The following is a 14837-nucleotide window of genomic DNA, read 5'->3' as shown; positions in this document are numbered from 1 at the left end:
ACAAAATACCACCCTAAGTAGTGACCAGCAGGGTGCCGTCTTCCTTGTAAAATGGCTCCTGAGGCCATGTGTCGAGGAGTTCCAGAACTGTTTCGCTCGGCCGGCAGAGCCTGATTCCGCGAGGTGAGCAAACGATCGGTCGATTGACCAGGACAGGATGCTGCAACATGGCGTCCAATATCGCCTCATCAGGGACATCAGGCGCAAGCAGTCCGAGATCTGACGCGGGGGACTTTGTCTCCCGTAACGCCTGGCGAGGTGTCAGGTCAGCTGCGGCCAGCAAGGCGAGCAATTGGGACCGTGTCCAGCCCTCACTCAGATAGTCGACGATGACCGGCGTATATCCGGCAGCCTTGATGATGGCGAGCACGTTACGAGACGTTTCGCAGGCTGGATTGTGATGGATGACGATCATCTATGACGACGCATTTGGAAGAAAACGCCTACGTGTGGCGTTGGCAAAAGCGACAAGTGAAAGCATTACAGGTACCTCTACCAACACACCTACGACAGTTGCCAATGCAGCGCCTGAGTTTAACCCGAACAGGCTGATGGCCACGGCTACGGCGAGTTCGAAAAAGTTTGATGTTCCAATCATGGCGCCTGGCGCGGCAATGTTGTGAGGCACCTTCCAAAGCCATGCTGCGCCATAGGCGAGCGCAAAGATTCCATAAGACTGGATAAGGATGGGTACCGCGATCAGTGCAATGATCAATGGGCGTTCAAGAATGACCTGTCCTTGAAATCCGAAGAGAAGAACGACTGTTGCAAGCAGTCCTGCAATCGAAGCAGGCTTCATTCGTTCCGTAAAAGCCGAAACGGCCTTATGCCCCCCCTTCGAGATGAGCAGATGGCGCGTCATCACGCCTGCAAGCAGTGGCAGCAAGACATAGAGCCCAACAGAAAGCAGCAGTGTCTCCCACGGCACCACAATATCGGTAACACCAAGCAGGAAGGCCACGATGGGGGCGAATGCAAATACCATTATCGCATCATTAATGCTGACTTGCGCGAGCGTGTAGTTTGGGTCGCCTTTGGTTAGCTGTGACCACACGAAGACCATAGCAGTGCAGGGGGCGGCGCCCAGAAGGATCAACCCGGCCAGGTAGCCTTCGGCATCGGCTGCTGGAATCAGGTCGGCAAACAAGTGCTTAAAGAAGAGAACGCCTAATGCGGCCATTGTGAACGGCTTGATGAGCCAGTTTACAACAAGCGTAATGATCAGGCCTTTCGGCTTTTCGCCAACACGTTTCAGGCTGCCAAAATCGACACCGATCATCATTGGCCAAACCATGGCCCAGATCAGCACCGCAACCGGAAAATTGACATTGGCGTAAGACAGGTTCGCGAGTGCCGAAAATACTTGCGGGACAATGAGCCCGAACCCAACGCCGACGGCGATTGCGATTGCCACCCAAGCGGACAAGTATCGTTCAAACGTGCCCACAATGGCCCCTCTTCGCTAGCCGCAGCAGGCGATCCTGTCAGTGATTTCTGAGATGGGTACGCAGATATCCGCGTGGCCCTGGCAGCAGTCTTCCACGAGATATACCATCAAGTCTGCCATAGCATGGAAAGCTGCACGATAGATGATGGATCGCCCGTCCCTTGTGCTGGTCACAAGTCCGGCGTGAGACAGGATGTTGAGCTGAGACGATAGTGTATTGGCTGCAACGTTCAGTGAACGCGCAATATCGCCAGCGCTAATGCCCTCATTGCCGGCGCGCACAAGCAATCGGAACACAGCCAGTCTGTTTGGCTGGGCAAGCGCAGAAAGGCGGGCAACGGCAACATTTGATTCCATATTTCAACGATAGTGGAAATAAACAGACCAAGCAATGGCTATCTTGGGCATATGAATTTTCGGTAGTGCTAGTCTTCTTCGCGTTCGATGCCGGCGCGATCAAGGTTTCCGAAGCGCGTGATATTGGCGTCAAAGGCGAGGTCGACCTTGCCAATCGGGCCGTGGCGTTGCTTGCCGATGATAACTTCGGCAATGCCGTAGATCTGGTCCATCCGGGCCCGCCATTGGGTCCATTTCTCGTTCGAGGAGGGATCATTCGGGTCTGCGCCGGGCTCAGACCGGGCGAGATAGTATTCCTCGCGATAGACGAACATCACGACGTCGGCATCCTGCTCGATCGAACCGGATTCGCGAAGGTCAGACAGTTGCGGACGTTTGTCGTCGCGTTGTTCGACGGCACGCGACAGCTGTGACAGCGCCAGGATGGGCACGTTGAGGTCCTTGGCGAGCGCTTTCAACGCGGTCGTGATCTGGGTCACTTCCTGCACGCGGTTGGCGTTGGAATTGCCATTGGTGACCGTGATCAGCTGCAGGTAGTCGATCACGATCAGGTCGAGGCCGGCCGACCGTTGGAGCCGCCGCGCGCGGGCCGCGAGCTGGCTGATCGAGATACCGCCGGTATCATCGATATAGAGCGGCAGGTTCTGCAGCTCTTCGGTGGCCTCGCGAAGGCGTTCGAAGTCCGATTTGTCGAGGTCGCCCTGCCGGATGCGGTGGGTCGTGATGCCTGTCCGCTCGGCCAGAATACGTGTCGCGAGCTGCTCGTTGGACATCTCCAGCGAGAAGAAGCCGACAACCGCGCCTTCGACCGTCTTCCTTGAGCCGTCATCCTGCACTTCGGCGCGATAGGCCGCCGCGGCATTGTATGCGATGTTGGTGGCCAGCGATGTCTTACCCATGGAAGGACGACCGGCGAGGATGAGCAAGTCGGACCGGTGGAAGCCGCCGAGCTTGTCATCGAGGTCACGCAGCATGGTCGGGATGCCGGCGATCTTGCCTTCGCGCTTGAAGGCCGCTTCAGCCGACTTGAGTGATTCGACGAGGGCTTCGGCAAAGCTGGTAAAGCCGCGCCCGGTAGAGCCGCGCTCGGCGAGATCGAACAGTTGGCGCTCGGCCAGCTCGATCTGGCGGGCGCCGTCTTCATCGGGACCCGGCGTCAGCGCGCGGCCTTTGAGTTCGCTACCGATATCAACCAGCGCGCGGCGCATCGCCAGGTCGCGGATCATGTAGGCATAGTCTGAGACTTCCGGTCCGAAAGCCGCACTGTCCAGCAACTGTTCCAGATAGCGCGCGCCGCCGATCTCGGTCAGCTTCTCGGCTTTCTCGAAATGCTCGCGCAGGGTGACCCCGTCAGCGACCCGGCCTTGCTGGATCATGGTGGCGGCGACGTCATACAGCTCCTGGTGGGCAGGGGCATAGAAGTCCGACGGGCGCAGGATATCAGCGACGCGCTGATAGGCATTGTTATCGAACAGGATTGCGCCCAGCACAGCGGCTTCGGCCGACAGGTTGTTCGGCGCGGTCAGCATGTTTTCGGAGGGGTGATCGTCGAGAGGCATAAGTTAATCATAGCCTAAAAGACGCGGGAAAGCGCGCGCCTCCGGCAGCCTTTACGGCAGCGTTCACCTTTTACTCTTTTTGAATCACAAAAAAGCCGCAGCTGTGGATAGCTGCGGCTTTCTGATTTTATATCGCTGTCGCGAGAGGACTAGTCCTCGTCGTCCGAACCGCCGATCATGTCGGAAAGCTCGGCTGCAGCTTCTTTCAGCTCGCTGGCCTGTTCGCTGGCAAATGCAGCGTTAGCTTCCTGCAGGGAGGCAACGATGTCTTCGCCTTTTTCCTGGCGTTCGGCTTCTTCCGTCGAACGGGCCACGTTGGCCTGAACGGTGACGGTGACTTCCGCGTGAAGGCGGATCGACACTTCATAGAGGCCAATTGCCTTGATCGGCTTGTCGAGGCGCACGCCGCTAAGCGGAACCTTGAAGCCGGCTTCAGCAGCTGCTTCAGCGATGTCACGGGCGGTGACCGAACCGAAGAGCTGGCCGGTGTCGCCAGCTTGGCGGATCATCGTGAAGACTTTGCCTTCAAGTTTCTCTGCTTCGGTCTGGGCAGCCGCACGGGCCGTTGCGTTCCGCTGCTCGATCACATCACGCTCAGCTTCGAACCGCGCGCGGTTCTTGTCATTTGCGAGAAGGGCCTTGCCCTGCGGGATGAGGAAGTTGCGCGCGAAGCCGTTCTTCACGGAGACTTCGTCTCCGATCTTTCCAAGGCGCTCGACGCGTTCAAGAAGGATCACTTGCATGGTTGTGTCTCCTACTTCACTTCAAACGGAAGCAGGGCCAGCATGCGGGCGCGTTTGATCGCCTGTGCAAGCTTGCGCTGGTTCTTGAGGTTGACGGCCGTGATGCGGCTAGGAACGATCTTCCCTTTTTCAGAGATGTAACGCTGCAGCAGTTTCACGTCTTTGTAGTCGATTTCCTGGGCGTGTTCGCCGGTAAACGGGTCCACCTTGCGGCGACGGCCGAATGGGCGACGGGCAGGAATGTTCGTGATGTTCAGTTTCTGAGCCATTTGATGTCCTTTCCTGTCCTAGTCGCGACGACGTTCTTTGCGCGACAGGACAGCCGAAGGCTCGTCACTGTGCGACTCGACGCGGATCGTCATGTAACGCATCACATCGTCGGAAATGCGCAGGCGGCGTTCCAGTTCGTGGATCGCTTCGGCTGGGCCGTCGATGTTCAGGAGCGAATAGTGCGCCTTGCGTTGTTTCTTGATCGGATAGGCAAGGTTGCGCAGGCCCCAATATTCTGTGCGGCCGACAGTTGCGCCTTTTTCCTTGAGGAAGCCGGACAGTTCTTCGACAAAAGTGTCGACCTGTGCCGGCGAAATGTCAGGTCGTGTGATCACGACATGCTCATATAGTGCCATGTTTTTATTCCCAAAAATGAGGAGTGCGGCGCTCGGCAGCGGGAAACTGCCCAGCGATGGCCCCTCTTCGTCCGGCTCATTCCGGGCTATTGAGGACCGCATCCCTGCGTGTGAACGCGCGTCTTAAGCCCAAAATGGCGCAGATTTCAAGCGCTTGCTTACATTCGCGAGCGCCATTAGGCACGACGGAAAATCCGGAGGACCAGACAATGACAGGATTGGCATTCATATTCCCGGGCCAGGGCAGCCAGGAAATCGGCATGGGCAAAGCGCTCGCAGATGCTTTCCCGGCGGCAAAGGCAGTCTTCGCAGAAGTTGATGAAGCGCTTGGCCAGAACCTGTCTGACCTGATGTGGAACGGCGATATCGCCGACCTGACCCTCACAGCCAATACACAGCCTGCCCTTATGGCCCACAGCGTGGCCGCGATGCGGGCACTTGAGGCCGAATTTGGCCTCTCTGCGGCCGATGCGATGTTCGTGGCGGGCCATTCGCTGGGCGAATATTCGGCGCTGGCCTCAGCTGGCGCGATCAGCCTCGCAGACACAGCGCGTCTCCTGCGTATTCGCGGCAATGCCATGCAGGGCGCTGTCGCACCGGGTGAGGGCGCGATGGCGGCGCTTCTGGGGGCTGACGTCGCCCAGGCTGAAGCCGCCTGCGTGGCAGGCCGTGAGGCTGGCGGCGTGTGCGAACTCGCCAATGACAATGCGCCGGGGCAGCTGGTTCTGTCTGGCTCCACGGCCGCCGTTGAAGCCGCGTGCGCCCATGCCAAAGAGAATGGTGTGAAGAAGGCGATGCTCCTCAACGTGTCCGCACCGTTCCATTGCTCGCTGATGCAGCCTGCCGCCGATGCCATGGCTGAGGCGCTGGCTGGCATCGAGATCAAGGCGCCTGTCGTGCCGGTCGTTGCCAATATTTCGGCCTCGCCAACGTCTGACCCGGATACGATCCGCAAGAACCTGGTCGATCAGGTCACAGGCCGCGTGCGCTGGACCGAGAGCGTCCAGTTCATGGTCGGCAAGGGCGTGACCACGACCGGAGAAGCTGGCGCAGGCAAAGTGCTGACCGTCATGCAGCGCCGCATCGAAAAGTCACTGAATGGTTTCACACTCGGCACGCCCGAGGATCTTGAAGCCTTCGCAGCAGCCATCAAGGGAGAAGCCCATGTTTGATCTCACCGGCCGTACGGCCCTGGTTACCGGCGCATCGGGCGGCATTGGCCGCGCCATCGCCACAGCCCTGTCAGAGGCAGGCGCCAAGGTCGCCCTCTCCGGCACACGTGAGAACGTGCTGGAGGAGGTCGCAGGCACGCTGAAGAGCGAGAGCGCCATCGTCACCTGCAACCTGTCTGACGCCGAGGCTGTCGACGGACTCGTGGGCCGTGCCGAAGCCGCCGTAGGGCCGCTGGACATCCTCATCGCGAATGCAGGCATCACGCGGGACAAACTGCTCATCCAGATGAAGGATGAGGACTGGAATGACGTGCTTCAGGTGAACCTTGGCAGCTATTTTCGCCTCACGAAGACAGCCGTTCGCGGCATGATGAAGCGCCGCTATGGCCGCATCATCGGAATCACTTCGGTAGTCGGCGTCACCGGAAACCCCGGCCAGACAAATTATTGTGCCTCGAAAGCCGGCATGATCGGTTTCACCAAATCGATCGCGCAGGAAGTGGCCAGCCGCGGCATCACCGCCAATACAATTGCGCCCGGATTCATCGAATCACCGATGACGGATGGGCTGCCGGAAACGCAAAAAACCGCGCTGCTTGGGCAGATCCCTTCGGGCCGTCTGGGACAGGGGGCAGACATCGCTGCAGCCGCAGTGTATCTTGCTTCCAGCGAGGCCGCTTACGTTACGGGTCAAACGCTACATGTAAATGGCGGTATGGTAATGATCTGATTTCGCTACAGTAACCGTTGCGACTAGGGCTTGGCGCTTTCGCCAAGGGTGTGCTAGGCGCAACACAATGGTTCAGAAATGAGCCGGCTATCGGGCATATCTAGAGAGGTATTCATGTCTGACGTTCTTGAGCGTGTTAAAAAAATCGTAGTCGATAATCTCGACGTGGACGCCGACAAAGTTGTTGAGAGCGCAAGCTTCATCGACGACCTCGGCGCTGACTCGCTGGACCTGGTTGAACTGGTCATGGCCTTTGAAGAAGAATTCAACATCGAGATCCCAGACGATGTGCAGGAATCCATCCGCTCCGTTGGCGATGCGGTGACTCACATCAAAGCCCACATCTAAATAGGGCTGATACTGCATGTCTGACCGCCGCGTTGTTATAACGGGTATCGGGATTGTCTCTCCGCTCGCCTTCGGGCGCGAGGCAACCTGGGAACGCCTGATTGCTGGAAAATCCGGAGCGAGGCGCATCGACGTCTTCGATCCCGAAGATATGCCTTGCAAGATTGCGTTTCAGGTACCGTGGACCAACGGACGTGGCGGTGGGGCAGGCGACCCCCATGCGTTTGATCCGGACAAGTTTGTCTCCCCCAAGGAGCTGCGCCGGATCGACGAGTTCATTCTCTACGCCATCGCGGCGGCTGAAGAAGCTGTCGAGGACGCAGATTGGCGTCCCGAGGACGAAGAGAGCAAGGAACGCACGGGTGTCATGATTGGCTCCGGCATCGGCGGCCTTGAATCCATCTACAATACGGCTGTCACCCTGCACGAGCATGGCCCGCGCAAGGTCAGCCCGTTCTTCATACCGTCTGCGCTGATCAACCTTGCCTCCGGCCAGGTCTCGATCAAGCACGGCTTCAAGGGACCGAACCACGCGGTCGTCACGGCCTGTGCCACTGGCGCGCATGCCATCGGCGACTCTGCGCGTCTCATCAAGTTCGGCGATGCCGACGTGATGCTGGCGGGTGGGTCTGAAGCCGTTATCGGACGCATCGCGATTGCGGGCTTCTGCGCCGCAAAGGCGATGTCCACAGCCTTCAACGATACGCCTGAAAAGGCCTCGCGTCCTTACGACAAGGATCGCGACGGCTTTGTCATGGGTGATGGCGCGGCTGTGCTTGTTCTCGAAGAGTACGAGCATGCCAAGGCGCGCGGCGCGAAGATCTATGCCGAAGTTTCCGGCTATGGCCTGACCGGCGACGCCTATCACATCACCGCACCGGCTGAAGGCGCCGAAGGCGGCTATCGCGCCATGAAAATGGCCCTCAAGAATTCCGGTATTGATCCTACCGAAGTCGACTACATCAACGCACACGGCACCTCGACACCGAAGGGTGACGAAGGCGAAGCCGGCGCGGTTGAGCGGGCCTATGGCGATCACGCCAAGAACCTCTCCATGTCGTCGACCAAGTCGGCCATCGGCCACCTTCTGGGCGCTGCCGGCGCGATCGAGACCGCGTTCTGCGCGCTCGCCATTCGCGACCAGATCATGCCGCCGACGCTGAACCTCGACAATCCGAGCTTCGAGACACCGATCGACCTCATTCCCCACAAGGCCAAGAAGGGCCGCGTGCGGGCTGCCATGTCGAACAGCTTCGGGTTTGGCGGCACCAATGCGTCGCTTGTCATACGGGAAGTGAAATAGGCCACTATCGCCGGGCAGGGGCGGGCATGTAGGCTGGCATTGCCAGATTCGTGTGAGGCGTTTCATGAAGTTCATCCGAGCCCTGTTGTCACTCATCGTGGCTGTCGTAATCCTCACGGCGGCTGTCGTTGGTGCTGGCTGGATCTGGCTTGGCAATGAAGTCGCCAAGGATGGGCCATCCTCCGCTGAAACCCTGTTTGTCGTTGAACCCGGCGAAGGCTTCTCCACAGTCTCCACCCGACTTGAGAATGACGGCGTCATCCGCTCGGCCTGGCTGTTACGGCTCAAGGTTCGGATTGATGGGACAGAGGGCGCGCTGAAGTCCGGTGAGTTCGTGATCGAACCGCAGGCCAGCATGGGCGAAATCCTGGAGATACTCATCGAAGGCAAGGCCGTGATGCACAAGATCACGCTGCCTGAGGGGCGCACCACGGCGCAAATTCTTCGTCTTGTTGAATCCGATCCGGTGCTGATTGGCCCAATGCCGGAACTCCCCGTTGAAGAAGGCAGCCTTCTTCCGGATACGTATCTCTTCCACCGCGGCATGACGCGGGCAAAGATGATCGCCCAGATGGCCAAGGCGCAGGACGATCTGCTGGCCGAGCTTTGGCCGACACGTCAGGAAGGCCTGCCGATCAGTACGCCGCAGGAAGCCGTGATTCTCGCCTCTGTCGTGGAGAAGGAGACGGGCAATGCGGCAGAGCGGCCCGAAGTCGCCGCTCTGTTCATCACGCGTATGAAACGCGGCATGCGGCTGGAGAGCGACCCGACGATCATCTACGGCGTCTCTCAGGGCGAGCCTCTGTACAACAAGGCTGGCAAGCGCCGCACGCTCCTGCGCTCTGAAATCGACCGCAAGACCGACTGGAATACTTACCAGATTGATGGCCTGCCAAAGACGCCAATTTGCAATCCTGGCCGTGACGCGATTGCCGCAGTGCTAGATCCGCCCGAAACCGAGTACATCTTCTTCGTGGCAGACGGCAAAGGGGGGCACCTCTTCGCCAAGACGCTGGCCGAGCATAATCGGAATGTGGCGGCCTATCGGAAATACGAGCGCGGCGAGATCGCGCGGGAAAGGGCAACAAATGAGTGAACTGTCCGGCATGACCGGCTTTGCCCGCGTCACGGGGGAAGCGTCCTGGGGCAGTTGGGCCTGGGAAGCGAAAAGCGTGAACGGCCGCAGCCTCGACGTGCGCGTGAACACGCCGCCGGGCTTCGACGCGCTGGAGCGCGGCGTTAAGGCGGCCGCGTCGAAACTGTTCAATCGCGGCTCGCTTCAGGTGTCGCTGCGAATCGACATGAGCGCGGGCGACGAGAAAGTCACCGTCAACGAGCCGCTTCTGGCGGCGCTGACGGATGCGGCGCAGGCGATTCATGGCGTTGGCCTTTCAGGCGAGGCGATTGCCACGCTGATGACGCTGAAGGGCGTCGTCGAAACGGGCGGCAGCTCGCTGCGCGAACTGGCGCAGGACGAAGCGGCCATCGCGACACTGGCGCAGGCGGCGGAGACCGCGCTGAATGAACTCGCTGCCGCGCGGCTGGCCGAGGGCGCTTCGCTCAAGGACGTGCTGACGGGGCTGGTCAGCGAGATGGAGGGCTTTGCGGCCACAGCGGCGAAACTGGCTGAGGGCCAGCCCGCGCTGCTTAAGGCGCGCCTCACAAAACAACTCGATGAACTTGACGCCGAGGGCCGCGTCGATGCGGACCGGGCTGCGGTGGAAATCGCGCTTAGCGCGGCGAAAGCCGATGTGCGCGAGGAGCTGGACCGCCTGTCGGCGCACTTTATCGGCGCGCGGGAATTGCTTGCTGCCGGTTCGCCGGCAGGTCGCAAGATCGACTTCCTGGCGCAGGAACTGAACCGCGAAGCCAACACACTTTGCTCGAAATCTGTCAGCCTGGATTTGACGAATGCTGGTCTCGGCCTCAAAGGGGTGATTGACCAGTTCAAGGAGCAGGCCGCGAATGTCGAATGAGCAAATGGGAAAGCGCAGGGGGCTGATGCTCGTCCTGTCGAGCCCGTCGGGCGCAGGCAAGACGACGCTGTCGCACATGCTGCTGAACGAGTTCGAGGACGTGAACCTTTCGGTCTCCGCCACGACGCGAAAGCCACGCCCGAACGAGCAGGAAGGTGCGCACTATCACTTCAAGTCCGTTGAGGATTTCAAGGCCATGATCGCGGGCCGTGAATTCCTCGAATGGGCCCATGTGTTCGACAAGTATTATGGAACGCCGCGCGCCGACACGGTGGCGAAGCTGGAGAGCGGCGAGGACATCCTGTTCGACGTGGACTGGCAGGGCGCCGATGCGCTGCATGACCAGATGCCGAATGATGTCGTCTCGGTCTTCATCCTGCCGCCAAGCATCGAAGAGCTGGAAGCGCGCCTTGCCGCCCGCGAAGGCTCGACGCCGGAAGACGTGGCCCGCCGCATGGTGGATGCGCGCCGCGAGATCATGCACTGGCGCCGCTATGACTATGCCATCGTCAATGACAATCTCGAGGAGGCGTACCAGCGCCTGCGCCGCATCCTGCTGGTGGAGCGCCTGAAACGGTTGCGCCAGCTGGACCTTGAAGACCATGTCCGCCGCCTCCTTGGCGAGGCCTGAGACAACCGAACCGTTTAGCCGTTTTTGCAAGTCCTCCCGGAAAGGGCCAGCGCATGACGAACGATAATGAACCGCAGACCGGTGGCCAGATGCCTGAGCCGCCGGCCCCTCCGCCGCGCCCCAAGGCGAAGCGGGTGTGGCTCCTATGGCTGCTCCCGTTCGCCGCGATTGTTCTGGTCGCCTGGTATGTCCTGCGCGGCGGCATGGACCGCTCGCACACATTCGAGGAAGTGACCGATATTGTGGTCGAGCCGTTTGACGGGAAGCCGTAACTGGTAGGCCGTATCCCCGGCGAAAGCCGGGGTCTCTCGCGGGTGAAAACTTTCTTCAATTGCCTGAGGTCCCGGCGTTCGCCGGGACTGCGGTGGGGGGGATGGTGCGAGAGAAGCGCTCACCCTGAGCGACGCCGAAGGGCGGGCGTGGGCTTCTTCTTTTCATCGCATGGGGCGCGTCCTTCGATCCCCGCCTTCGCGAGGACAGGCTTTGCTCAGGATGAGCCCCTTTGGAGGCTTGCGCACGGCGCCGTGATACCTGCAGTGCGCTCCCTTCTCCCTTGGGAGAAGGGTTGGGGATGAGGGGCGATGGCGTCGCTGCGAGCGGCGGGGCTTGTGGGACGTTCCGTGACCCCTCACCCCCGGCCCCTCTCCCAGAAGGGAGAGGGGGGCGCGCGGGGCTAGGCTCGGTTCTCCAATTCCCTGAGGTCCCGGCGTTCGCCGGGAGTGCGGCGTGTGGGGAAGGCGCCTCCTAGTCCGGGCGGGCGTCCTTCAGGTTGCCGGCGTAGAAGGTACGGATGTCGGCGACCAGCGCGTCCATTGCGCCGTCGTTGAGGTACATCATGTGGCCGCCCTGGTAGTAGGTGAGGGCGACGCGGTCCTGCGGGATGCCATAGCGGCCGAACGTGATCTCTGCATCGAAGAAGGGGCAGATCAGGTCGTAATAGCCGCTGGCCACCATGACCTTCAGGGCCGTGTTGTGGCGCATGGCGGTCGTCAGCTGGCGGCCGACATTGACGTAATGCGGCTCCCAGGATTCGCCTTCCGCCTTGTCGTCAAAGTCCCATTGCGAACCTGCCTCGCTGCTGGACACCATGTAGGGCCGGTCCATCTCGACGCCGAGATCGGTCGACAAGTACTGGTTCATCAGCGCGGAATAGGCGGAGCTGACGAAATAGCTCGCTGCGTCGTCTTCCGGGGCCTCGGCGATATCGTCGGCCTCGTCGCCGGCATAGCGGCCATCGAGGCGGCCGAGGGCCAGGCCCTTGTCGCGCAGGAGCTCCTTCTGGAAACGGGGCATCAGGATGCGGAGGCTGGAGCGCTCGATATAGACGGGATCAAGGCCGGTGAAATAGGCGAGCCGGTCGCGGATATGCGCGCGTTCATCCGGGCTGAGACGGTCGCCCTTGAGCAGCGCCGGGCCATATTCATCGCGGGCAAAGGCGCGGGCCTCGCCGAGGAAATCGGCCTGGACCACGCCCTGGCCAGCCTTGCCGTGATATTGCGCGGCGGCGGCCATGCTCGGCAGGTAGGTGATGTAGGAATAGACATTGTCGTCGACCGAGGTGGAGCCCTCATAGTCGAGCGCCTGCGAGATCAGCACGATGCCGTTGAGGGCGATATCGACGTCGCCTGTGGTCAGTTCATTGGCGAGATAGGCGGCGCGTGTCGTGCCGAAACTTTCGCCGGCGAGGTATTTCGGGGCGTTCCAGCGTTTGTGCTTTGTGATCCAGATGCGGATGAATTCGGCAATCGAGCTGGCGTCGCCGTCTTCGTTCCAATAGTCCGCGTTTTCGCCATCGCCCACGACGCGGCTGTAGCCTGTGCCGACAGGATCGATGAAGACAAGGTCGGTGACGTTGAGCATGGATTGTTCATTGTCGAGGAGCCTGTAGGGCGCGGCGCCATCATCCGCGTCGGCATCGCTGGCGACTTCAACGCGCTTCGGGCCGAGCAGGCCGAGGTTCAGCCAGACGGAGGCCGAGCCGGGGCCGCCATTGAAGACGAAGGTGACGGGCCGGTCAGCGCCCGCATTGTCGCGGATATAGGAAATGGTGAAGAGGCTGGCGGCGGGGTCGCCCTCTTCATTGGCGATATAGGTTTCGCCCGCTTCGACATGATAGGCGATTTTCTGGCCGCCGAAGACGCCGCTATGCTTGCTCTCGAACATGACCGGATCGGGCACGGGCTTGGATTCGGTCTTTTCGTCGTCCGGTTTGGCGGTCTCCGGGTCGGCAAAGGCAGGCGTGGCAAAGGCCATTACCAGGGCCATGAACAGGGCGCGCATCATCATATCTCTCCGTCCGGGGGCCCACGGCATGACCGGGGCAGGCTTGCGGTTTGGAAGGGAGGTACTTGATTGTAAAGGTAAAAACCAGTCGCCGGAGCGCGGGGGCGTCAAAGCGCCCCGGGTTTTGGTGCCACGGTTTCCGGCAACATGGCGCGAGACGCGCTGTGGCGCACCTGCGTGCTTTCCATTCACGACTGTGGCGGCTAAGTCTTAGAGGGTTGAGATCGGGCAAGGGAGCGTGTGGATGCCAGCAGGGTTTGAATGGGGTTGGGACAATGCGCGGGCACTGCTCGGCATTGCGGTCATCTTCGCCATCGCATGGAGCCTCAGCGAGAACCGCAAGGCGTTCCCCTGGAAGATCGTTCTGGGATCTGTCGCCATACAGTTTGCCTTTGCGCTCGTCCTGTTCGGCATTCCAGTCGTGCGCGATGCGCTGTTTGCCGCAAACATGGTGGTCGATGGCCTCATCGCCGCAACGGCCTATGGCACAGAGTTCGTATTTGGCCCCATCTTCGGGACGCAGGCCGGATGGGAAGGCTTTACAGGCCAGCCGGGGCCCATTTTCGCCGTGCACCTCCTGCCGCTGATCATCGTCGTCGCGTCGCTGTCCGCCGTGCTTTGGCACTGGCATATCCTGCGCTGGGTAACCAAGGGCTTTGCCAGCGTGTTCCGGCGCTTCATGGGGCTGGGCGGGGCAACCTCGCTGGCCGTGGCGGCGAATGTGTTCATGGGCATGACCGAGGCGCCGATCCTGATCAAACCGTACATCAAGGGCATGACGCGGTCTGAAATCTTCATCATGATGACGGCTGGCTTCGCCACCGTGGCGGGTAGCGTTCTGGTGCTCTACGGGGTGTTCCTGAAGGACGTATTGCCGAATGCGCTGGGCCAGCTGCTGGCCGCATCGCTGATCGCGGCGCCGGCCGCCGTGGCGCTCGCTTTGGTCATGGTGCCCGAGACGGTGGACGAGACGCAGCGCGCCCACGAGCCTGATTTCGAATATGATTCCACGATGGATGCTTTCTCGACCGGCGCCAGCGACGGCCTGAAAATCATCGCCAATATCGTGACCATGCTGATCGCGGCCTTTGCGGCGCTTTACCTTGTGAACCTCGGCCTCGGCGCCTTGCCGGATTTCGGCGGCGCGCCGCTTTCCATCGAGCGCATCCTCGGATGGATCTTCGCGCCTGTCATGTACATGATTGGCGTGCCGATGGGCGAGGCGGCGCAGTCTGGCTCGCTGATGGGCATCAAGACGGTGCTGACCGAGTTCGTCGCCTTCCTGCAGCTGTCAGGGGATGCGGCCGAGGGCCTCAGCCCGCGCGCGCGGATGATCACGGCGCATGCGATCTGCGGCTTCGCGAACTTTGGCTCCATCGGCATCCTGCTCGGCGGGCTCAGCATTATCGAACCGACACGGCGCTCGACCTTCCTTGAGCTGGCGTGGAAGACGCTGCTGGCGGGAACGCTGGCAACATGTATTTCCGGCGCGATTGTCGGCGCGCTGCCGTTCGCACTGTTTGCGCACTGAGCTGACGCTCGGGGAGGGCTCGCCAAGGGGCGGGGATCGCCCTAAGTCTCGGACATTGCAACCAAGCCGAAGGGTTTTCCATGCCGCACCGACTGATTGCGACCTCCGCCAGCCTTGCCGTTCTAGCGACA

The 14837-nt window shown here is 60.7% G+C and carries 17 protein-coding genes; 9 read left to right on the top strand and 8 right to left on the bottom strand.

Annotated features, from left to right (window positions below):
• Positions 1 to 13: 13 nt before the first annotated feature.
• From arsC to rpsF, 7 genes are all read right to left on the bottom strand, one after another.
• Positions 14 to 415, bottom strand: coding sequence for an arsenate reductase (glutaredoxin) (gene arsC / locus V7651_RS00865; RefSeq protein ID WP_335611869.1), 402 nt, complete (start codon positions 413 to 415; stop codon positions 14 to 16).
• Positions 416 to 1447 carry an ACR3 family arsenite efflux transporter gene (gene arsB, locus V7651_RS00860; protein ID WP_335611868.1) on the bottom strand — a complete coding sequence of 344 codons (1032 nt, stop codon included), beginning with the start codon at positions 1445 to 1447 and terminating at the stop codon, positions 416 to 418. It lies immediately after the preceding gene.
• A gap of 15 nt (positions 1448 to 1462) precedes the next feature.
• Positions 1463 to 1804: an ArsR/SmtB family transcription factor gene (locus tag V7651_RS00855; protein WP_035535804.1), complete on the bottom strand. Its 342-nt coding sequence runs from the start codon at positions 1802 to 1804 to the stop codon at positions 1463 to 1465.
• A 68-nt stretch (positions 1805 to 1872) separates the two neighbouring features.
• On the bottom strand, positions 1873 to 3363 hold the full coding sequence (locus V7651_RS00850) for a replicative DNA helicase (RefSeq protein ID WP_035535805.1): 1491 nt from the start codon (positions 3361 to 3363) through the stop codon (positions 1873 to 1875).
• A 149-nt stretch (positions 3364 to 3512) separates the two neighbouring features.
• Complete coding sequence (rplI, locus tag V7651_RS00845) at positions 3513 to 4106, bottom strand: 50S ribosomal protein L9 (RefSeq protein ID WP_035535806.1); 594 nt, start codon at positions 4104 to 4106, stop codon at positions 3513 to 3515.
• 11 nt (positions 4107 to 4117) lie between these two features.
• Positions 4118 to 4375 (bottom strand): 30S ribosomal protein S18, encoded by a 258-nt coding sequence (gene rpsR, locus V7651_RS00840; RefSeq protein WP_034737477.1) that lies wholly within the window; start codon positions 4373 to 4375, stop codon positions 4118 to 4120.
• Between the two features lie 18 nt (positions 4376 to 4393).
• Positions 4394 to 4732: a 30S ribosomal protein S6 gene (gene rpsF, locus V7651_RS00835; RefSeq protein WP_034737475.1), complete on the bottom strand. Its 339-nt coding sequence runs from the start codon at positions 4730 to 4732 to the stop codon at positions 4394 to 4396.
• Between the two features lie 209 nt (positions 4733 to 4941).
• On the opposite strand from rpsF, the gene fabD reads away from it, so the two are divergent.
• The 8 genes from fabD (at position 4942) to V7651_RS00795 (ending at position 11164) form a co-directional block, all read left to right on the top strand.
• Positions 4942 to 5904, top strand: a complete 963-nt coding sequence (gene fabD / locus V7651_RS00830; protein WP_335611867.1) for an ACP S-malonyltransferase — start codon at positions 4942 to 4944, stop codon at positions 5902 to 5904.
• Positions 5897 to 6634 (top strand): 3-oxoacyl-[acyl-carrier-protein] reductase, encoded by a 738-nt coding sequence (fabG, locus tag V7651_RS00825; RefSeq protein WP_335611866.1) that lies wholly within the window; start codon positions 5897 to 5899, stop codon positions 6632 to 6634. The genes fabD and fabG overlap by 8 nt, the downstream gene beginning before the upstream one ends.
• Positions 6635 to 6748: 114 nt before the next feature.
• Positions 6749 to 6982 carry an acyl carrier protein gene (locus V7651_RS00820; RefSeq protein WP_034737469.1) on the top strand — a complete coding sequence of 78 codons (234 nt, stop codon included), beginning with the start codon at positions 6749 to 6751 and terminating at the stop codon, positions 6980 to 6982.
• Positions 6983 to 6998: 16 nt separating this feature from the next.
• Complete coding sequence (gene fabF, locus V7651_RS00815; RefSeq protein ID WP_035535809.1) at positions 6999 to 8285, top strand: beta-ketoacyl-ACP synthase II; 1287 nt, start codon at positions 6999 to 7001, stop codon at positions 8283 to 8285.
• A 64-nt stretch (positions 8286 to 8349) separates the two neighbouring features.
• Entirely contained in the window at positions 8350 to 9381 is a 1032-nt protein-coding gene (gene mltG / locus V7651_RS00810) for an endolytic transglycosylase MltG (RefSeq protein ID WP_335611865.1), read from the top strand.
• Positions 9374 to 10261, top strand: a complete 888-nt coding sequence (locus V7651_RS00805; RefSeq protein ID WP_335611864.1) for a YicC/YloC family endoribonuclease — start codon at positions 9374 to 9376, stop codon at positions 10259 to 10261. Before mltG ends, V7651_RS00805 begins: the two co-directional genes overlap by 8 nt.
• The gene (gmk, locus tag V7651_RS00800; protein ID WP_335591305.1) at positions 10251 to 10892 is read left to right on the top strand and encodes a guanylate kinase; all 642 of its coding nucleotides are present in this window, start codon (positions 10251 to 10253) and stop codon (positions 10890 to 10892) included. The genes V7651_RS00805 and gmk overlap by 11 nt, the downstream gene beginning before the upstream one ends.
• 53 nt (positions 10893 to 10945) lie before the next feature.
• On the top strand, positions 10946 to 11164 hold the full coding sequence (locus V7651_RS00795; RefSeq protein WP_335611863.1) for a hypothetical protein: 219 nt from the start codon (positions 10946 to 10948) through the stop codon (positions 11162 to 11164).
• A 472-nt stretch (positions 11165 to 11636) separates the two neighbouring features.
• On the opposite strand, the gene V7651_RS00790 is transcribed toward V7651_RS00795, so the two are convergent.
• Positions 11637 to 13178: a S10 family peptidase gene (locus V7651_RS00790; RefSeq protein WP_335611862.1), complete on the bottom strand. Its 1542-nt coding sequence runs from the start codon at positions 13176 to 13178 to the stop codon at positions 11637 to 11639.
• Between the two features lie 241 nt (positions 13179 to 13419).
• On the opposite strand from V7651_RS00790, the gene V7651_RS00785 reads away from it, so the two are divergent.
• Complete coding sequence (locus V7651_RS00785) at positions 13420 to 14706, top strand: NupC/NupG family nucleoside CNT transporter (RefSeq protein WP_035535815.1); 1287 nt, start codon at positions 13420 to 13422, stop codon at positions 14704 to 14706.
• The last annotated feature ends 131 nt before the right edge of the window (positions 14707 to 14837 follow it).

Origin of the sequence: Hyphomonas oceanitis (genome assembly GCF_036964545.1) — a bacterium.
Lineage (GTDB): Bacteria > Pseudomonadota > Alphaproteobacteria > Caulobacterales > Hyphomonadaceae > Hyphomonas > Hyphomonas oceanitis.
The sequence above is the reverse complement of the archived record's forward strand: the minus strand, read 5'-3'. Positions and strand labels throughout refer to the sequence as shown.